The 22,175-nt window shown below is 61.6% G+C and carries 8 protein-coding genes; 7 read left to right on the top strand and 1 reads right to left on the bottom strand.

Features of this window, described 5'->3' with window-relative positions; genetic code table 11:
• Positions 1-9 precede the first annotated feature (9 nt).
• Positions 10-2,736 carry a DNA methyltransferase gene (locus AB1792_05510; protein ID MEW5701668.1) on the top strand — a complete coding sequence of 909 codons (2,727 nt, stop codon included), beginning with the start codon at positions 10-12 and terminating at the stop codon, positions 2,734-2,736.
• Between the two features lie 125 nt (positions 2,737-2,861).
• On the opposite strand, the gene AB1792_05515 is transcribed toward AB1792_05510, so the two are convergent.
• On the bottom strand, positions 2,862-3,617 hold the full coding sequence (locus tag AB1792_05515) for an SDR family NAD(P)-dependent oxidoreductase (protein MEW5701669.1): 756 nt from the start codon (positions 3,615-3,617) through the stop codon (positions 2,862-2,864).
• 233 nt (positions 3,618-3,850) lie between these two features.
• Here AB1792_05515 and AB1792_05520 point away from each other — a divergent pair, with 233 nt between their 5' ends.
• From AB1792_05520 to AB1792_05545, 6 genes are all read left to right on the top strand, one after another.
• The gene (locus tag AB1792_05520; protein ID MEW5701670.1) at positions 3,851-4,723 is read left to right on the top strand and encodes a DMT family transporter; all 873 of its coding nucleotides are present in this window, start codon (positions 3,851-3,853) and stop codon (positions 4,721-4,723) included.
• Positions 4,724-4,947: 224 nt separating this feature from the next.
• The gene (locus AB1792_05525; protein ID MEW5701671.1) at positions 4,948-6,312 is read left to right on the top strand and encodes a dipeptidase; all 1,365 of its coding nucleotides are present in this window, start codon (positions 4,948-4,950) and stop codon (positions 6,310-6,312) included.
• A 262-nt stretch (positions 6,313-6,574) separates the two neighbouring features.
• The gene (locus AB1792_05530) at positions 6,575-7,216 is read left to right on the top strand and encodes an MBL fold metallo-hydrolase (protein ID MEW5701672.1); all 642 of its coding nucleotides are present in this window, start codon (positions 6,575-6,577) and stop codon (positions 7,214-7,216) included.
• Between the two features lie 383 nt (positions 7,217-7,599).
• Positions 7,600-8,163, top strand: coding sequence for a sigma-70 family RNA polymerase sigma factor (locus tag AB1792_05535; protein MEW5701673.1), 564 nt, complete (start codon positions 7,600-7,602; stop codon positions 8,161-8,163).
• Between the two features lie 259 nt (positions 8,164-8,422).
• Positions 8,423-9,331 carry a zf-HC2 domain-containing protein gene (locus AB1792_05540; protein ID MEW5701674.1) on the top strand — a complete coding sequence of 303 codons (909 nt, stop codon included), beginning with the start codon at positions 8,423-8,425 and terminating at the stop codon, positions 9,329-9,331.
• Positions 9,332-10,477: 1,146 nt separating this feature from the next.
• The gene (locus tag AB1792_05545; GenBank protein MEW5701675.1) at positions 10,478-22,138 is read left to right on the top strand and encodes a PKD domain-containing protein; all 11,661 of its coding nucleotides are present in this window, start codon (positions 10,478-10,480) and stop codon (positions 22,136-22,138) included.
• Positions 22,139-22,175 lie beyond the last annotated feature (37 nt).

Raw genomic sequence — 22,175 nt, forward strand, 5'->3', positions numbered from 1 at the left:
TCGTGTGCCATGATCGCCAAGCCGCGCCTGAAGCTCGTCAACAACACTGGGTCGGTCCAAGAGGAGATCGACCGGCAACGAGGCCGGGAGCCGGCCAAGAAGAAACCGGTTGCCCCGCTGGCATCCCCGGTCCTGGCGCTTTCTCACACTCCGATTTACAAGATGCACCGCTACTATGCCCGACGGCCGCACAACGTTTTCGCCAAGTTGATCCAGCATTACACTAGTCCCGGTGACCTCATACTGGACCCCTTCTGCGGCGGTGGAGTCACTGTCGTCGAAGCGTTGAAGTTGCGGCGCCGAGTGATCGGCGTCGACCTAAACCCCTTGGCGACATGGGTTACCAAGATGGAGGTCTCACCGGCGGATCGGGAGGCACTGATTGAGGTATTCGAGCGATGGGCCGAATGGATGGAGAAGGAGATCGGCCCGATGTATGCCGCGCGCTGCGGGCATTGCGGGAAGTCGGGACGTGCAGAATGGTTCGAATGGTCCAATGTCGTGATCTGCCCCGATTGTCATGCACGAATAGTGCTGGGATCGGCAAAGAAGGTGCGCGGCGGTGTGTATGAATGTGGCAAGTGCAAGACGCGGGTCACCGCAGATAAGGCCGAGCGACGGGCAGATCGTATGCTGTCGGTCCTTGTCCATTGTCCGCACTGCGAGCGACGCGAGCTTCGCAATGCCGAGCTGCCTGACACACGCCGGGCGGCGCGGTTTGCGCGTGAGTTCGATGCAATCGTGAAGCAGGAACGGCTGAAGATCCCCGACGATCCGTTTCCGGACGCCAATTCTGTTCGAGAGAACAATCTCTTTGCCAAGGGATTCCTGAAGTTCAGCGACTACTTCACGGCCAGGAATCTGATCGCCAATGCCCGGTTGAAGAAATGGCTGACGGCGACGCGAATGACCGCTGCCGTCCGCGACCACCTTTTCCATGTCTTTTCGGCGTCGCTGCGCTTCACCAACAAGATGGTAATTCGGAGCGAAGCCTGGCGCGGCGACAAGCCGCTTGAATGGGCGGGACACGTGTACTGGCCGGCCTACACATATCTTGAGGCAAGCCCGCTGGAACCGATCCGCAAGCGCTTCAAGGCGCTATTGGCGGGGAAGGAAGAGCAGGAGGAGACAATCGGCGATTTTGCTCGGATCGGAAACGATCGTTCGCGGTTCACCGAGCTTCAAGAGGCGATGACCTGTTGGCTACTGACGCGTTCGTCCCACAAGTTGCCGATTCCGGATCATTCGGTTGACGCCATCATCACCGATCCCCCCTTTGGCGGCAACGTGCAGTATGCGGAGCTCAGCGACTTCTATCTCGTCTGGCTAAAGGAGCAACTGGGATTGAAGGGGATCATCGACACGAAGCACGAGGCGATTGAAACCCGCCACTCGTGTTTTGAGGGTGCGAAGGATCGCACATTCTATGAAGAAATGCTGCACAGGATCTTCACCGAGTGTCGGCGGGTGCTGAAGCCGGACGGCTGGATGGTGATGACATTTCACAATCGTGATATCGGTGTCTGGATGGCGTTGAATCGGGCGGCCATCCGCGCCGGATTCCGGCTCCCGCCTGACGACGTATCCGCGAACCGCGGCATGGTCTACCAGCCGCCGATCGAAAACTACACGCAGACCATTCATCAGAAACGCGCGGGGTCAATGCTCGGTGACTTTATCCTGTCCTTTGAACCCAAGGATGGGACGGCGGCTTTGGGAGAACTGCGCGATACGTTGAGCACCAGCGAGCAAGATGCGCTGATCACAGAGGCGCGAAAGCTGATTGAATTCCACGGCGGTGCGGACGAGACCACATTGATGACAGGGTTGATCCCGTTCCTTTCCCAGCAGGGGCTCTTGGCCCGGCTGGCGAAATTCGATTTTCGAATCCTCTTCAATGCGGAGTTTTCCTTCGTCAAGTCCGAGAAGAAGTGGTACACGCCGTCAATGGTCGACGCCGACGCCAGACCGCTGAAGACGATGGACTATGTGCCGGCTCAGCACCAGACTGAGGTCATCATTCACGAGTATCTCCTTGAGAAGAAGCGTGCCCGGTTGGACGATCTGTTGATCGAGATCTACTCCAGGTTGGTGAATTCACACCGCCCGCAGATGCAGACAATCGAGGCGGTCGTCCAGCGCTGCTGCCGCAAAGTCAAGGTCAAGGGGGAGAAGCGAGACTTCTTCGAGTGGAAACCCCAGGTGCTCCCGCAAATGGAGCGGGAGTTGGCCAAAGCACGACAGGGTCGGCTCTTCGACGCGCCGCAGTTGACCGGGCATACGGACATCATTCGCTTCGTGGCCGATGCCGCTGCGGAGATTGGTTTGGCGGTTCAGATCGGCGAAACAGAACGTAGAAAGGACGAAAGTCTCCGCGCGTTGAGTGTTGCCCTCAAGGGCGTGGATTTGGGTCTGCCGCCGAACGTCTTCCGAATCTTGAAGGAGATCGATCTGCTCATTCTCAGAGAGAACGTGCTGGTTGCGGGTCTCGAGATAGTGATCAGCATGGGGACACTCGCGCATGCAATGGCGCGGTTCCAGAATCTGTTTGTTGCGGCTCCCAATCTCGACATCAAGGCAGTCATCGTGTGTCAGGATCAGGATTACGACCTTGCCCGCCGGCAACTTGATACACCCGCAAATCGCAAGTCCGCACTCTCCCGACGGGTGGCCATATGGCCCATTTCGCGACTTGACCGGAAGTCGCTCCAAGAATTGATTCAACCGACCGCGTAATCCTCATCCAGATCGGCCCCATCGCCAGCGAGGCAGCAGCAACCGCGTCCCCGCCCGGCAGGCATCCCAATCACTGTCGAAGCGCGCCCGCTATGCGGCTTCCTCGGCGCGGGCGCTGCGGATTCTCACCCGCACAGGACGGCGCCGCCGTTGACGTTGAGGATTTCGCCGGTGATGAAGCTGGCCCAGTCGGAGGCGAGAAAGACGATGGCGCCGGCGATTTCTTCGGCTTGGGCGGGACGGCGCATCGGGATTTCGCGCAGGTAGATCGGGGCATCGGGGGAGGCAAGCGCCTCCTGCGACATGTCGGTGGCCACCCAGCCGGGAGCGACACAGTTGACACGGATTCTCTCATTCACCAGTTCGGTCGCCAGCGACTTGGTGAAGGAGATCATCGCGCCCTTTGTCGAGGCATAGTGCGAATGGTAGGCCTCGCCGCGCTGGCCGGCGGTCGAGGAGATGTTGATGATCGAGCCGCCCTGTCGGGCGAGGTGCGGCGTGGCGGCGCGGGTGCAATAGAACATACTCTTGAGATTGATGTCGATCATCTCCGCAAGCTGGTCGGAAGTGATCGTGGCAATCGGCGCTTCCTTCCAGATGCCGGCATTGTTCACCAGCACATCGAGCCGTCCGAAATCGTCGACGACCGCTTTGGTCATGCGGTTCACTGCCGCCTCGTGGGCGACGTCGGCCTGATAGGCGCGGGCGCGGACCGGGTACGATTTCAGCTCCGTCATAAGCGAATCGACCGCGTCCTTGTGTTCATGCCAGTTGAGCGCCAGGTCGGCGCCATGCTCGGCGAAGAGCAGCGCGGCGGCACGGCCGATGCCGCGTGAGGCGCCGGTGATCAGCACGAGGCGGTTGGTGAAGTCAATCTTCATACGTCCCTCATGGATTGTCCCACAAATCGATTGAATCTCCAGTGATTGACCTCAATATACGGGGTCTTGTTGCTGGGGAGCAATTCTGCTTGAACCCCCTCCCCGGCCCTCCCCGTCAACGGGGAGGGGGCAGAGCCCGGTGCGGAGTGTTGCGTCAACGGGGGGAAGGCGACGGGTCCTCCCCCTGTTGACGGGGGGAGTTAGAGGGGGGGCGACAGGATGTCGGACACACCATGATGCGGCTGCGTTGGCTCTACACGATTCTGATTGTTGAGCAGATCATCGCCTCGGGGACCTTCCTGGCGGCGAAGTGGGCGCTGTTGGAGTTCCCACCACTGACGCTGGCTTTTCTGCGCTTCGTGATCGCCGCCGGCGGTCTGTACATCATCCATCGGCTGTGGCCGCAGCGTAAACCCATCGCGCGCCGCGACTGGAAGTCGATCGCGCTTCTCGGATTCCTGGCGGTCGTGGTCAATCAGGCGTTCTTTCTCTACGGCTTGAAGTTCACTTCGCCGACACATGCGGCGTTGCTCTATGGCGCCACGCCGGTGCTGGTCTTCCTCATGGCGATTCCGCTTCTCGGTGAGCGCCCGACGCTGCTCAAGAAGATTGGCGTGCCGGTCACATTCGCCGGTGTCATTGTGGTGATTGCGCAGCGCGGGCTGGAGTGGTCGAGCAAGGCGTGGCTGGGCGATCTGCTCATCCTCGTGGCGGTGGTGGCCTGGGCGCTCTACACCGTGCTGGGCAAGCCGCTCTGCGAGCGGTACGGGGCCGTGCATGTCACGGCAATGTCACTGGTGGCGGGGACCGTCTTCTTCGTGCCGATCGGCCTGTTCACGCTGGGCGGATTCGATGCCGGGTCGATCTCGACGCGCGGCTGGCTGTCGCTTCTGTACATCGCCATTGCGACGTCGGTGATTTGCTACACGATCTGGTTCTGGGCACTGGAACGATTGGAAGCGACGAAGGTCTCGGTGTTCAACAACCTGCAGCCGGTGATCACCGCGCTCTTGTCGTTCTGGCTCTTGGGAGAGAAAATCGGAGGGCAGTTGATTGTCGGGGGTGTGTTGGTTATCATCGGGGTGGTGCTGACGGAGCGGGGGTAGATGGCGCTCGGTCGGGAAGTTGTCATGTGAGGGAAGCGCAAGGGGCGGAAGCCCCTTGTCCGCGTGGTGAAATGTAGGGCGGGCTTCGCCCGCCATCAGGGGGCTGAAAGCCCCCTGTCCGCGATGGTAACGAGATTGAGGTTTGCAGGGTGAGCAAGGGGCGGAAGCCCCTTGTCCTCACAGCATAGAAGTTAGAGCGAATCAAACCGGCAAGGGGTGAGATCATGGACAAGGTCGTGGCGCACATCGATGCAAACAAGAAGCGATACCAGGAGGAACTGTTCGCGCTGTTGCGAATGCCTTCGGTGTCGGCCGATCCGGCGTACAAGGACGGGATTCGTGCCGCCGCCGAATGGACGAAGACAAAGCTCATTTCCATGGGATGCACGGCGCGGCTGGTCGACACCGGCGGCCATCCGCTGGTGTATGGCGAGTGGCTGGGTCAGCCGGGGAAGCCGACGATCCTGTTCTATGGCCACTACGACGTGCAGCCCCCCGATCCGTTGGATCTGTGGACCACGCCGCCTTTTGAGCCGACGATCCGCGACGGCAACGTCCATGCGCGCGGCTCCTCCGACGACAAGGGGCAGTTCCTGGCCAACGTCCTCGGCGTGGAGGCATTCTTCCAGACATCCGGGAAGCCGCCGGTCAATGTGAAGTTCCTGATCGAAGGGGAGGAAGAGGCGTCGGCGACGAATCTGGACAAATTCATCGCCGATAATGTCCCGCTCTTGAAGTGCGATCAGATCATCATCTCCGACACGGCGCAATTTGCGAAGGGGTATCCGGCGATCACCTATGGGCTGCGCGGGATCTGTTACATGGAAGTGTTCCTGCGCGGTCCGAAGATGGACCTGCATTCCGGGCAGTATGGCGGCGGCGTCGCCAATCCCGGCAATGTGCTGGGGCAGATCATCGCGAAGTTGCACGACCCGGCGACCGGCAAGGTCGCCATTCCCGGATTCTATGATGACGTGGTCGAGTTGAAGCCGGCGGAGCGCGCCGAGTTGGCCCGTCTGCCATTCGACGAAGCGAGCTTGAAGGCGCGGCTCGATGTAAAGGAGTTGCCCGGAGAAAAGGGGTTCACCGTCGTCGAGCGGATGTGGGCCCGGCCGACTTGCGATGTCAATGGGATCAAGTCGGGGTATCAGGGCGTCGGCGCCAAGACGATCATCCCGTCGGAGGCCTCGGCGAAGATCTCGATGCGCCTGGTGCCGAACATGAACCCAGTGAAGATCCGCGACCTCTTTGAGAAGTACATTCGGTCGCTGTGTCCGCCTGGGGTGCAGGTGCGGATCGAAAACCACGGCCGCGCCAAGCCGGTGATCGTGCCCAATGATTCTCCTGCCCTGGCCAAGGCGCGCTCGGCGTTGGAGAAGGGATTCGGCGGCAAGTCGGTGCTGATGCGCGAAGGCGGCTCGATCCCCGTGACCGAGACATTCCAGGACAAGCTCGGTGTTGCCGCGCTCTTGGTCGGGTATGGGTTGCCGGATGACAATCTGCATTCGCCGAATGAGAAATTCTCGCTGGACGATTTCCATCGGGGGATCAAGACGGCGGCGTACTTGGTCGATGAGTTCTCGCGGTAGAGAGACAAAGCAGACCCTTCGACTTCGGCCCGTCCGCCAAAGCGGACGGGCCTTCGCTCAGGGTGACAGGAGGGGTCGGACTTCCACCAGGGGATCAAGACGGCGGCGTACCTGATCGACGAGTTCTCGCGGTAGGGGCTCGGCGGGCAGAGCCCGCCCTACGAGCGGGTCACGGCATCAGGAGTCGGTAAACAAGGGGCTTGAGCCCCTTGTTTACCATACGGATGAATACGGCCGTTATCCTCCCCGCCTGATGATGCGAATGACTATGATCATCGAGAAGATCGTTGTTGGTCCCCTGCAGGAGAACTGCTACATCGTCGGCGATGACAAGGCCGGCGAGGGGATCGTCATCGATCCCGGCGATGAGTCGGCGCGGATTGTCTCGACGGTGGAGCGTCTGGGGCTGAAGGTCGGGATGATCCTCAACACGCATGCGCATGTGGATCATATCGCGGCGGCGCAGGCGGTGAAGGAAGCGCTCGGCGCGAAGCTCCATTTGCATCCCGACGAAGCGATGCATCTGCCGGGAATCGTCGAGTATGCGGCGCTGTTCGGGATATCGGAGGCGCGAGTGCCGACGGTCGACGTCGCCCTGCACGACGGTGGCCGGATTCCGCTCGGGGCGCTCCAGATCGACGTCGTGCACACGCCGGGGCATACACCGGGGCATTGCATATTCCGGGTCGGGCAGGACGTGTTCTGCGGTGATCTGATCTTCGCCGGATCGATCGGCCGGACCGATCTGCCGGGAGGAGACTACGAGGCGATCCTGGCATCACTGGAGTCGGCGATCCTGACACTCCCGGATCAGACCTGTCTGCATCCCGGCCACGGTGCATCGACGACCGTGGCGGTGGAGCGGCGATTGAACCCCTTCCTGCGCGGACTCCAACCGCATTGATGAAGTGTATACATTATGGGTCATGGATCGGGTGATGTTTGGATCTGGTGTGAGACAGCGGTCCATCAGCAGATACCCGAAGGAACCCGATCGATGGGCCGGCATACCATATTTGGGGTCGGACCATTCGTATTAGTCAACTAATAGTAGTGATCCCCACCGCATCTCTTATCGGGCGGCAGAGCTTCCGGGATTCACGGGCTTTTTCCGTGCCGGATTTCACTTGGCCCGGGTCTGTGGTTTTTGATAACCTTGCCGGGGGGGTATGTCGGTGTTGGCGATTGACACTCACGCGGAGACGGCGCAAACCGTGGAACATAAATCTCACGTTGATGTTGACCAGACGGGAGCGATAGCGGGCTCGCCTGCCGGGCAGGTGCCGCTTGGGTGATCGCACCCAGTTCGAACGACTGGTCAAAGGCCAGTTGGATTCGCTGTATCGCACGGCATTGCGGATGACGAGAAACGCCGCGGACGCCGAAGATCTCGTGCAAGACACATGCCTGAAAGCCTACCGCTATTTCGATCGTTTCGAGGAAGGGTCCAACCTTCGGGCCTGGTTGTTCAAGATCCTGACCAATCTGTTCATCAACCGCTACCGCAAGGAATCCAAGGCTCCCACGCAGGTGGAGTACGATGAAGCCGGAGAATTCCAGCTTTACAGCCGCATGGTCGACGGCGGGGCGGCGTTGGGGCAGAGCCCCGAGAAGAACCTGTTCGATCGACTCCTGGGTTCGGACATCGAGCAGGCCATCGATGACTTGCCGGAGGACTTTCGTATCGTCGTGGTGATGGCGTTCGTGGAAGGCTTGTCGTACGAGGAGATCGCCGCGGCTCTGGATGTGCCGATGGGAACGGTGAAGTCGCGTCTGTTTCGCGGACGGAAACTGCTGCAGAAGGCGCTCTGGGAACGGGCGCGGCAGGCGGGAGTGGTCGGACCGGCGTAACGGCGACTCGCGTCCGGGAGAAAGTGTATCGAAGTTTGTGACTGGTTTCGCATTGTCATGGACCGGACCGGGCACCGTGGAGAACGGGCGGCTCAAAGAGCGACTACGGGAGTTGCGGTCGGAAACGCGTATTCTCGTGAGAATCGGGAACAAGCCCACGGCGCGGCGGTTGAGTGGCAGGGTGGGTCGAAGCGGGTGAACGGGAGCTGAGTTCCGGGTTCACCATCGCACCGGCAACCGGGTGGAGAGAGGTAGGAACGTGGGCACTCAGGTCGACTGTCGGGCGGCACTGGCCAAGCTCTACGAGTACATCGACGGGGAGTTGGGTGCCTCCGATCGTGAGGCGATCGCCACTCACCTGGACGTGTGCCGTCCCTGCCTGTCGCGTTTCGAGATCGAGCGGCTGTTCCACGAGTTTGTCGTTCGCCGTGCCCCCCGTCCCCAGGCCCGGGCCGAGTTCAAGGAACAGCTTCTGCGGAGGATCGAGCAGGAGGGGAACGCCCCTCCTGTGGCCGGGGCCCCGCCGATCGACGCCCGCCGCGAAGCCGGCGGCTTTTTCCCCCTGATGTGGCGTTTCGCAGTGGCCGCGGCGGTCGTTCTCGGTCTCGGTCTCGGCTCAGGATGGCTGGCCCAGCACTATCGGGGTGGACGCAGCGGTTGGTTCACGTTGGGCGGGTATCATCATGATTTGATCCCGGTGGAGGAAGACGGGCTCGAAACCACGGATTTTGCTGCGGCCAAGCGGTTTCTCGCCGAGCACATGGATCCGGCCGTCGCAGAGAACCTGCCGCCCTACCTGCCTCCGAATCTGATCGTCCGTGCCTCGTGTGTCGTTCCCTGGCAATCGGGCCACATGGCGCACCTGGAATTCACTCTGGTGGGGGGCCAGGCGGGACATGATGAAGAGCTCTCGGTTTTCGTGATTCCGACGGCCTCTCTTCCCGAGAGGATGGGACCCGACGTCCACACGGCGGCCCGATCCTACCAGACCGCCGTGCTGGGATGCTGTCGGGTTGTGTCCTGGCATGACAGCGCCACCTACGATTGCGTGATGGTCGCCGACACGGAAGTCGAGCGGCTCGTCGCAATCGCCGAGGCATGGGAAGCGACTCATGGGCAAGCCGTCGGAGCCGAAACGCCGGCCGCCGCTGGTTGGTCGCTCCGATAGTCGATTCGTGGGCCACGGTCGGTTCGCGTTCTCTTCTTCCCCCACAATCGGTTAGTACTCGGTTTTTGACGGGCGCGGCCAGGCCGTACCCATCCCTCATGGGCTAAGTCGCGGTCACTGGTGGGGGTGGACAGGGGGAGTCCTGGCCCTCGCGATCAACCTTCCGTCTTGGGGCACCACTTTTCGCGTCCGCTTACGTGAAAAAAGACACAAAATCTTGTGGTCGTTCGTCGCAACTTCTACCCGATCTTGTCCCTACTGGCAAACCTTAAAGCCGCTCTTTGTGCACGTGGCCCTAACCGAAGAAACTGTCGCGAGTTGACCGAAAAAATCTTCCTGGACGGCGAAAAAAAGTCTTGCGGCCCCCAGGGGTCGGTCCGATATTGGCGCCCCAAGTTGGGTCCCGTAGACGCGGGACGGGAGGGCGAAGCAATACCAACTTACCGCTAAACCGTTGGGGTCGGCGGTCCGATAACTCGATTGACCCACACCTACAGGGTGTGGGGGTGTTCCCATAAGGTGCGTTGGGAACAATTGACTTGACATCGCGATGGCGCGGTGCTTTCTGTTGGCGTCACTCATGGACACCCGATGTACGGGTTGAGATGATAATGAGTGTTGGGGGATTGTTGCGGGCAGACGAGTGCAGGCAGAGACATCATGGAACGATGGTCTGGTCTCGTCCCTGACAGACAATCCGGTGAGGGTCGGTTCAGTCGTTGTGGCGACCGGGAGAGCATAAGACCTGCGAGCCATGGAGGGTCCAAGCAGTTTGATCAGGCGCAACGGGCGGTGCGGAGGCAACAGGGTGGTTGCCTTGGGCAGAGATGGTCGTGCCGCCGCGCGTCGTATCCGTTGGGGATGACGTGACAAGACCCAGACTTGCGGCCGGTGCGGCGGTCGCGGGTCCGGAGTGCGCCGGATACCAGATTTAGAAATCGCTCGCAAAAAGGGGGGGTCATGCAGAGTTCCACGGCGACAAGCTGGTTGCCTTTTTTTGCTTTTCATAGACGTGAGAGAATGAGAGAAGAGCTTATTTCGTTTCCGGGAGGAGGAACACAAGACATCATGTACCGAAACAACGGAAGTGCGCGATCGTCCTGCGGGACAGGCGGGGCGGGTTATCCTCAGGAAGGGGGAGCGCGAATGAAACCCTGGAGAATGGGCGCATGGCTGCTGGCGGCCCTGTTCGTCGTGGGCGCAGCGGCGGCACCGGTGTGGGCGGCCGTCCCGACAGCAGTTCCGGACGGGCAGACGTTGGCCGAGGACGCCAAGTCGGTGGTGATCAATGTCCTAGCAAACGACACATACGACAGTTTGCCGCCGGTTGTGGTGATTATCGATTCGAGCAACCATCGGGCTCGGGGTTGTATCGACTCCATCGGCACCGATACCAGCTTTGCCGTGAACAATTGGGGCAAGATTTACTACACCCCCGACTCCAACTTCTGGGGCAGTGCATCCTTCGAGTATGCCGTTCGCGGCAAGAACATTGCTCCCTTCCCGCCAGGGACAGCGGTCTGGGACACGGCGCTCGTGACGCTGACGGTAACGTCCGACGGCAACGCACTCGACGCGCGGTTTGTCTGGACGCCGACGACATTGTATGCCGGTGATCTGGTCACGTTCGATGACACCACGACGGAATTGACGAAGGAGCTCTGCGCTCCGCTGCCGTCGGCGTGGCAGGGGAACACCTGGTTGTGGGATTTCGGTGACGGCACGCCGACCTCGGCGCTCGCGAATCCGACACATACGTTTGCCAGTGCTGGCGTGTATGCCGTGAAGCTGGTCGTCAACAGCGAATCGAACAACGCCACGGAAGCCGACTCGGTCGTCCACTACGTCTCGATCGGCAGCGCGAGCACGACGGCCTATTTCAACACCAACGCCGATCTGACGATGGACCTGATTGCGGTGTTGAGTCCGTTGTGCGATACGCCGCACGTCGTCAGCAAGACGTTCACGGATTCGGTCGTGATGATCATGCGCTTCATTAATACAGGCGCTGATGATCGGATCACGAACATCCGTTTACGCAGCCGCAACAGCTTGACCAACTCGATTTCCCGGCTGGCGATCTACCGCGAGTCGGACAGCACGCATCTGGTCAGTCATCAGGGGAGCTTCAACAAGCTGCAGGACAACGTGGTGGCTCAGACGTACACGCCGGGGGCCTTCGACTGGGGTCCGCCGGGGAATCTGAACGGTCTGTACGTTGACTTCGCGATTCCGATGGCGGCAGGGACGATCGGCTCACCCAACGATACCGTCATCTATTATGTAGTAATGGACGGCAACACCGGGATCGACGAGAACTGGCACAACGGCCAGATGGGCGTGGCGTTGAATGGCGCCGGCCTGACGGCCGAAGCGATCACGACGCTGAACCACGGCGTCGGGCCCAAGGACGCTGTCGGTGGCAATGTCGTCGTGATGACCAACGGCCCCGATTCGACAATGAACGGGACGGCCGTATGGGGTGCCGGATGCATGACGCAGCCGTTGCGGTATGACCTGGCGCCGCCGGAGGGGACGGTCACCTTCGACTGGAACAACGTCTGCACCATGGGATGCGAGGATTCCCCGCCGACCGACTCGGCCCTGAGTTGCGGCGATTCGGTCCGGATCTGCATCACCATCGCAGATGGCGATACAAGCAACATCTTCCCCGGGTGGCCCAAGGTCCATGTGATCGGCGTGGGAATTCCCGATGGCTCGCAGATGTATCGGAAGAGCAACAGTGAATGGTGCTTCCCCGATACGGGCGCGGCCGGCATACAGGATGACTACTTCATGATCCCGTATGCGGTACCCGATCCGATCGACGTGAACGCCGGTTTCTGGAAGGTCATTGTCGAGAGCAAGGACCTGGCCGGGAACCTCGGCTTCGACACGCTTGAGGTCAACATCCCGGTCGACACGCGGAAGGTCAAGCTGCCGCCCGACTCCATCTCGGTCACGTGGGTCTTCGATGCCGATACCACGACGACGGGATTCGTCGGCATCGGCGACGTCCTGAAGTTTTACATTGATCTGCGGAACAACGAGATCGTGCAGAATCCGCCGGGGTCGAAGGAGATCTGCCAGGTTTACGCGGTTCTCTACGGCTGGTACAACACGCCGCGCGTAGTCATGCTGGCCGACTCGGCCAACGACAACCGTTGGAAGGGCTACGACACAGTCGGTCCGGGGATCCTGCAGACGCCGCCGAATCCGGGGGCGTTGGCGTTGGATTCGATCCGCTTTTACATCTCCGACAACGCCTGCAACGTCGACTCGGTGAACGGCCATCTGGCGGCCAATGTCGACAACGTGCGGCCCGATCTGCTGACGGCGACGGTCATCTACGAGAAGGTGGTCGATCGCGATTCGAACAACTGCCTCGGCGTGGGTCTGCCGGAGAACTTTGCCGGCGCCCTGCCCGACGTGGTCCGTCTGCGCGTGTCCAATGTCAGCGCGGACATCGACACATTGTACGCGGACCTGCTGTTGGCGGGCATTCACAAGACGCCGACGTATCCCAAGTCGGCGCGGTTCGCGCTCACGCGTCGGAGCGTCGCGCCCGATGGGACAGGGATCTATGAGGATACGCTGTTCTTGCAGGGCGACACGCTGTTGAAGATCCTGCATCCGTACTATCAGGCGCCTTTGGATCCGGCGGACAGCATCTACACGACGGTCGACGGCGCGGACTCGATCAAGATCTTCGGGCGCGACAACTCGTCCAACTGGTCGGACACGATCTGGTCCGGTCCGATCGCCCAGACCGTCGATACGCGTCGGCCGAAGCCGGTGCGCAATCTGACCTGCGCCCGCGACACCACGCCGGCCGGGACCCAGAGGTTCACGCTGGTCTGGAAGATCGATACGCTCAGCGAGCTCGACAACCAGAAGTACCTGATCTTCTGGGACCACGGAGACGGGTCCGGCTCGCCGAAGTACACGGATACGCTGGCGGTCGTGTTCGACACCTCGGCCAGCAAGTACGATACGATGTACACGTGGACCACGGATTCCACCGTCTACTCGTCGCGGTGCCGTTCCTACACCTTCGAGGTGCGGGCGATCGACGACTGCGGCAACTGGGATCCGCTGGGTGCCAAGTCGACCTGCGGCGCGACCGCGCAGCCGGTGGTCAGTCTCAACAGCACGCTCCACCTTGGTCTGGTGGCACCCAACGTCGGCGTCGAGCCGTCGGGGTGCGCCAACGTCAAGCTGACGTGGAACAAGGGCGATTCCAATGCGATCAAGTACTACATCTATTGGGATCGCTACGACGCCGACACGGCGATCGACTACAACTACATTGTTGACTCGGTGTTCGAACCGGGCCCGCGCGAGTGGAACACCTTCACGAAATGGCTGCACATCGCCAAGCCGGATTCGATCTACCGCTTCGGCGTGCGTTCCGTCGACACGTGCGGCAACGTGTCCGCCGCGGTGGAGACGCGCGACTCGATCATCCGGATCGAGCCGGTGTCGGCGCTGGCCTGCTCGTCGCAGGTGGGCGGCGACATCCAGGTGAAGTGGAAGGTCGGCCGTCACAACCCGGGCAACAAGTATGTGACCTGGGCGAAGCAGTACGTCATAATGTGGAGCTTGGAAGGTGATGACGATCCGGCGCTGTATCCTCTGGACACGGTCCAGTTCAGCACCAAGTCGGACTACGACACCTCCTGGTTCTACTGGTCGACAAAGGACGCAAGCGAGGCGGCCCTGGCCCGCTTCGGGCTGGTCGAGAAGGCCTGCTACAAGTTCAACGTCTACACCTACGACAGTTGTGATTTCGTCCAGAAGAACCTGGATACGAACCTGATCACCTGCTGTTCGGACAGGGCGCCGGCGTACGCGTGCGTGTTCCAGCCGCCGCCGGGGACGCTGAACTGCGATTCCAGCGGCCTGACGATCTACGTCTGTCCGCTCGACTCGAACAGCGATGACGTGGTGGGCGTGACGGCCTGGGGGCGTATCGCCGATGTCAATCCGGGTCTGGCCGGCGATCAGCCGGGAAACTGGTTCCAGATCGGCAGCGCCGGACAGTCGCCCCACGACATCTGCTTCAAGATGCTGCTTTACGCGGCGACCTTGAACTCGCAGGTGGGGCCCGACACCGTCAAGAAGATCGAGGTGGCGATCACCACGGTCGACTGGAACGGAAAGACGTTGACCCCGGATTCGGCGTGGGCGCGCGCCGTGGATTGCCCGAACGGCCAGTACTGGTTCGACTGGTCGACGCAGGTGATCGCGGGCGAGGTCTCAAGCGTCAACGGCGGCATCCAGGTCCAACAGACCTATTGCGGCCATGCCGGCTTCGAGGTGTGGGGGCCTGTCAACCCGGTGGTGCTGAGATTCAGCAACCCGAGTCTGGATCCCTACACGATCATGGTGAACGTCGACGGCGCTCAATACCTCTATCAGGAGAAGATCTACGACACGACCTTCGCGTTCAACCTGAACGCGTCGGGTCTGGCCAAGGGCGATCACATCCTGCACGTGTACTGGTGGGATGTCTGCGGCCACGTCGGCAGCGACCACGACACGCTGTGCGTGCCGGATTCGATCGCGCCGTGCGCGATCATCTCCAACCCGGTCGACGGGAAGTGCATCCGTCGCTCGCGGTCGACCCTGGACAAGGTCGACATCTGTGTCCAGATCAATCCGCTGGAGAACTGCATCGATCCGGACAGCGTGCTGAAGGTTGACTATCAGTGGGCGCTGGATTGCTGCATCGGCGATCTGATCGACACGACCTGGGTCGGCATCTGGCAGAGTTGCAACGACACGACCGGCAACGGCGACAACCTCAAATGCGACACCTTCCCGGATTACTACGGTCCGGGGTTGGATTCGATCATCTGCCGTGACACGACGATCACGCCGGAATGCTCGGTGCTCGTCTACGTGCCGGTTATCGACACGACGCCGTGCGAGAACGCCCCCGGCCACGAGTGGCACACGTTTGCCATCCAGAACGGCGATTCGCTGTACCACGGCGCCGGCGCCCGGTGGGGTTGCACGGAGTGGTACAACAAGGACGATCTGACCGACGAGATCCTCGCCGAGGGCGGCGGGATGATCTACCTGCGGGCGATCGTCTATGACGAGATGGGCAACAAGTACATCACGCCGTGCGTCCACGTCTGCGTCGACACCACGATTCCGCCGCTGTGCCTGTGGACGCCGGATGAGTGCTACGGGGACGGCAAGACCAAGCTGCACGGACGCGTCACGTTCGTCGCCGACTTGGATCTGGATTTGGCGAACATCGACGATCTGGAGAGCGTGATTCTGTATTACAAGCGCTCCACCGATCCGGACTACTTCACGAGCTGGACCTCACTGGGCAACGGGTTCTTCGGCGTCAGCGCGACCCCGGGCGGGACCAATTCGACGGTCTGGCGCTGGGATTCGGTCAATACGACCGCGTTCGTGGACCAGGTGGACTACGACTTCCGGGTGATCGCCAAGACGATCACGGGGTTGTACTCCTACGACTACAACGGCAACGGCGAGTTTGACGCGCTGACGTTCGACTCGACCAGTTGCGACATGAACACCTACTTCATCGACAACGCGGCGCCGGAAGTGGCGATCGACACCGTCTGGACTGAGATCAACGGTGAAGAGGTGATTCAGCCGAACGTGTCGTGCACGATGAGCGATCCGCGCGGGTGGGCATGGGCACAGTACGGTCAGGACCTGACCGTGCAGCCGTGGGTCTACCCGTCGGCGCAGGTCGACGACATCGCGCGGGTGATCTGGACGCTGTATGACGGCGCCTCGGATAGCTGCAAGTGCCTCGACACCGCCGCTTACGTTCCGTCGCAATCGCTGGGCGGTTTCGGCGGTTCGGCCGGATTCGTGCTCGAGATCAACGAGGGGACACACGCCTACGACAAGATCACGTTCAATCCCGCCGATGCGCCGTTTGCGCAGGTGACCGCCGGGGCGCAGAAGATGATCCTGCAGGTCAAGGCGTACGACTCGTGCGGCAACTGGACCGAGGATTGCATCACGCTCTGGCTCTTGGACACCGACACGACCGAGGCGGTCATCATCAGCCCGCTTGAGGACTATGTGTTCTGCTGGGATGGCGTCGGTGACGGCGGCATTAGTGTGACGGCCGCGGGGCTGCTCAATGAGCAGGCCAACAAGGTCATCTTCGCCTACCGGGCGGAGGGTGCGACCGAGTGGATTCCATTCGATTCGGTCGGGATCACCAGCCACGACGACACGCCGAACGACTTCACGGTCCGCTGGTTCCCATATGCGCTCGGTCTGGGAGACGGCGCCTACGAGCTGACGTGCTGGGCGGTCGACTACTCGCTCAACCGGCAAACCCGGACCTGGGCGCGTCGTGTCTACCTCGACTGCAGCGCGCCGACGGTGACGCTGACGTATCCGACGGAGGCGGAGCCGCCGTTCATGGGTTGCCCGATCGAGCTGGAGGCGACGACGACATCCAGCGCGATCAACCCCGTGACTCTGGTGGAGTTCTACTATCAGTCGGTGACCAGCGGCACGGCGACGTTGATCGGATCGGACAACTACACGACCAACGGCGTGTTCAACTATCACTGGACCTCGGGCGCTTTGACGTCCCTGTCCGGCGACTACTACATCTGGGCCAAGGCGACGAACAAGGCCGGCAAGACGGCCGAGTCGGTCAAGGTCTGGAAGCGGTTTGACAACACGAATCCGTGGGGTCGGATCATTCAGGTTGGTTCGGACGGTTCGGACGGCAGTGCGGGCGACCCGACGCCGATCGTGGCCGGTGAGACGGTGACGATCTCGGCGTTCGCGCGCGACAACGAGAACAGCCCGCCCGGATACGGCCCGGTCTACAATTGCGGCGTCGACAGCGTGCTGATCTATGTGTACAACTCGAACGGCACGGTGAAGATGTTCGGCACCTACGCCACGCCGGATCAGATCATCGACAGTCTGTTCACGGCGGATTGGAACACCACCGGCTGGGCGACGGGTACGTATCGGGTTCGGGCCGAGGTGTTCGACTGCGCCTGCAACACCGGCACGTCGATCTGGTGGTACGTGAGCATCACCAATCCGGCGGACGAGGTTGTTCTGTCGGTCGATGGTCCGGTGGTCTGCGGCTATCCGTCGATCGATACGGCGGCGACATTCACGGTGACCGTGGCCGATCCGCAGTACATCGATGAGATGTATCTGGTCTATCTGCCCCCGGGTATCTCCGATCTCTATGATCAGTACCAATGGGAGTTCGGTGACGAGGGTGATCCGGACAGCAGCGTCATCAACACTGACGGTTCAATCACCTACTACTTCGCGGCCTTTGCGCCCGAATTCGTCGAGGGCCTCTACAAGGTCCGCGCGTACTTCCAGCGGAGCGACGGCACGTGGTCGGAGGACGAGACACTCAACGACTCCGACAGCGATTTCGAGGACTTCACGTTCAACGAGTCGTTCGCGCACCACATGACCGTGCGGGTCGATCACAGCGTGACCGACTTCACGGTGGTGCCGGATCCGGGCTCGACGATCAAGGCACATGACTCGGTCTGCTTCAACAGCGAGGCGACCGAGGAATGCGACGACGTCGTCGAGGTCCTCTACGGCACGGCCGATGGCAATGACACCTTCGGCGAAGGTGCTGCGCTGGGCGAGTTCTGCTTCGACCCGTTGGATTCGTCGGGCGTGACGCTGAACAACTGCAAGTCGTGGCACGGCTACGTCTACGTGACCGCGTACGACGTATTCGGTCATTCCGCGGTACAGACAGTGCCGTTGTGGATTCTGGATGTGGCCGGGCCGGATTCGGTGGCGATCACCGGTCCTGACTTTGGCGAGTACGTGACGCCGAGCAACAACGTGATCGAGGCCCGCAAGCTGTCGGTCTCGGGTGTCGACTCGGTGCAGTTCTTCGCGTCGACCGCGCAGACGAACGGCACGCTGACGTACATCGGCTCATCGGTGGCCGCCGGCGACGCGTTCTCGACCGCTTGGGATCTCGACAGCGTGGCCGAGGGCCAGTACTGGCTGTTCGGCAAGAGCTTCGGTGGCACTGTTGACGGCGTGGATGGGCCGCGTTGCCCGGTGACGGTGGCCAAGGGGTGCCTGGCGTTCAATCTGATGACGCCGAACCCGAGCTACCAGCGCACGGTCAACGGCGAGACGTTCACCTTTGTCGGTGAGCGCACCGACCTGTGCGTCGATCGCGCGAGCATCTCGTCGATCGCCAACGGCGTCGGCATCGACTCGATCGTCTGGGGCTTCCGCGATGCGACGGTCCCGGGTGTCACGATTGAGGACAACCTTGATCCGCGGCTCGGCTGGGTCCGGATCGGGGCCGACGTGTACGGCTCGCTGTGCACCGACTGGTTCACCAACTGGTGCGACACGCTCCAGGCACTGTATCCTGAGGAAGTACTCGACTGCTGTTCCGATGGTCGCTACACGGTGGTCGCGTGGGTCTATGACAAGGCCGGCAACGTGTGCCACTCGGTTCCGTACGACGTCATGATCGACGTGACTGATCCATACTCCGAGATCGTGGACATCGACGGCGACGAGACCTTCGGCACATGCCATGACATTGTCCTGTCAGGGGACACGGCCACGGTGGTGAAGTTCACCGCCAACGCGATCGACGATCATTCCTGCTACGGCAAGCAGCCGTGGGAGAACTCGGGCGCGAAGTACCTGCAGTTCTTTGTCGGCGGTTCGTGCGGCGTCGGTGGCGGCGCAGCCGATATCGTCTGGGTGATCGACGGTTCCGGTTCGATGGGCGATGACCAGCAGGCGATCCAGGACAATACCTCGATCTTCGTCCAGGGTCTGGGAGGCGCCGACTACCGTTTGGGTGTGATCGGCTATGGCGATACGGCCTCGGTCATCACGACGGGCGGCCAGATTGTCACGGGCGGCCCGGGCACGGGTGAGTTCACGACCGACGCGGCGACCTTCGGCGCGATGGCGGCCGCGGTGGGGACGAGCTTCGGTGGCACGGAGAACGGACTACGGGCGCTGTTGCACGCGCTCGAGTGGTATCCGTGGCGTGCAGGTGCGCTGAAGATCCTCGTGCTGGTCACTGACGAGAACGCCAACAATGACCTCAGCAGCCTCAGCACCATGCTGCCGGCGTTGACAACGTCCGGTGCGGTCATCAGCACGGTCGTCAATCCGGGCGACAGCGCCGGGTATTCGACCCTGGCGCCATTGACCGGCGGTCTGACGCTCGACATCGGCAGTAGCTGGGGTGCCAACCTGGCGGCGCTGGGTACTCAGATCGGCGCGCTGGCCGGCGGCGGCGGCAACGATGTCGGCATCGTCTGGGGCAAGCAGGTCGTATTGACGGATGGTCAGGACAACGCCTTCGCGCTGTGGAATCCGACCGGCGTCCCGGCGGGCGAGTACTGCGCGTGGACGGTGGTAATTGACGAGGTGGGCAACACCTATCAATCACCGGGCCGCCGCATCTGCATCATCGATGAGGTGCCGCCGTTGGCGTGGATCGCCGGCTTTGGCGAATCGTACGCCATGTGCGACAACTGTCCGGAGCACACGTACTGGATCTATGGACGGTCCTGCGACAAGGATGTGGATTACGTCCAATTCCAGTATCGTCCGGAAGGCAGCACCGATCAGACGGCGTGGACGGGGATCGGGATTTCGAGTGCGATCGGCGCCGATACCACCGGCATGTGGTGGAAGACGGCGTGGAACCCCTGCCTGCTCTCGGGGAACTTCGAGATGCGGGTGGTGCCGACCGATACCAATGGTAATGAAGACTTCGACATTCAGCCGATCCTGCACGTGACGATCAGCGGCTGCGCCATTTCCATCTCGCAGGCCTCACAGTCGGATGCGGAGATCTGGTTTGAGGATCAGCGGTTCGACAACTTCGGTCTGGTCAACGTGGATCTGAAGACGACCTCCAAGCAGTACAACAACTTCATGATGGCGGTCTGGGCGGATCTGCACGGCGACCTCACCGTTGAGAAGATCACGATGTGGGTGCCCGATCCGGATGTTCCGGACTTCACTTCCGGACGCTTCGCCGGTTCGAACGCGGTGAAGCTGGGCGGTACGGGCTGGTTCTGGGAGTCGTTCATCACCGGCACCGGCACCAGCAAGGTGACGCATCTGAAGCGCGGTGACGTCAACGTCTGGCCGCTCAAGGCCGATGGCGAGGCGCGCTGCAGCAAGCGCGACCTCGGCGTGGGCGCGAAGGTCTGCCTCGAGCCGGATGCCCTGTATGCGGACAACGGCGTGATCACCTTCCCGGCGCGGATTCCGACGGTCAACCTGGCGCAGCAGCACTACCAGGCGTGGCCGGTGAAGCCGGGCACGCGGATGGTGACCGCGATCCGTCTGACCGAGGAATTGGAGGACGGGTTCCGCTATGGCGTCTACGCGCACGTTGAGATTTCCTATGACGCGGCGGCGGTCGCAGCGGCTGGATTGCAGTCGAAGGACCTGACGATCGCGTGGTGGGACGGCAATGAGTGGAACACCCAGTGGGGCATGATCGCCGACAGCACGATCAAGGACGGTAAGGCGTTCTTCGCCACCACCGACCTGCACGGCATCTACGCCGTCGTCTCGGCGGGCCGCGTGTGCAACACCGGCGCGCTGACGGTCGAGCCGGCGGGTGCCAAGCAGTGGGTGGATGCGGCGACCGACATCCTGCCGCCTCTGCCGAACATCTACACCAAGGTCAAGTCGAACGTCGAGTTCGGCAACAGCAACCGCGACATCGACGCGAGTGCGATCACCGTGACGCTGGACGGCAACAACGTGATCTACGCCGACGCCACGAATCCCACGAACGGGTTCTACACCTCCTCGTGGGACAGGGTCACGGGGATCCTGTCGACGAAGTGGAACATCACGGCGCCGCGTCTGACGGCCGGCACGCATACGCTGACGGTCCTGGCCTTCAACAAGTCGGGCTTCTGCGCCGAGAACACCTACACGTTCGCCGTCGATGCCAGTGAGCCGAACGTGATCGTGGGCGGCGCCGATCTGTGCACCAACCCGACCTTCAACATCCGCATCGTCGATCCGGGTGGCGCGGGTGTGAACTGGGATTCGGTGTACGTCGACGTGTATGACATCACCGGTTCCGAGTTCGCGGTGATCCCGAAGAGCCGGTTGATCTTCACCGAGTCTTCGGACGGCTTCATCGACCTCGGCGACACGACGGTCTTCTCGCCGCGCGATCACGAGTTCAACGCGGCTACGGGCGAGTTCCGGTTCCGTCTGAACGGGCACTTCGCCGAGGGCCGCCGGTTGAAGATCGTGATCTACGACGGCTATCGTGAGAGCTGGTACAACGACGACTGCTATTGCGAGTACTACGTCTACGATCACGACTTCGACGGTGTGCCCGACCTGGTCGGCAATCACACCGAGATCGTGGAAGAGCTGTACACGGTCTGGGATTGCGTGGTCGGCGTCGGCGAGTCCGAAGTGGGAGTCACAACGACTCCGCCCGACAACCGGAACCCGTTCGATCCGTGGGCGGGTGAAGGCATCGGCTTCGACATCAAGGTCGGTGGCGGTCAGGCGAGCGGTACGCCCGCTGCGGCCAGCGTGACCTCCAGCGCCAACGTGACGGCCAAGGTCTATGACCTCGCCGGCGACGAGGTGGCCAACCTCGACGTCGACGTGTCCGGGACCATGGGCCACGCGCGCTGGAACGGCCGGACCGACAACGGCGACTTCGTGGCCGAAGGCGTCTACCTCGTGCACTTCTCGACCAGCAGCACCAAGGCCGCGACGATGAACGAAGTCGTCAAGGTAGTGGTGAAGCGCAGGTAACCACGAAACAGGCGGTTCGCCCCGTCTTCTTCAGGCG

This window comes from Candidatus Zixiibacteriota bacterium (genome assembly GCA_040752595.1).
In the GTDB taxonomy this organism is placed as follows: domain Bacteria; phylum Zixibacteria; class MSB-5A5; order WJJR01; family WJJR01; genus JACQFV01.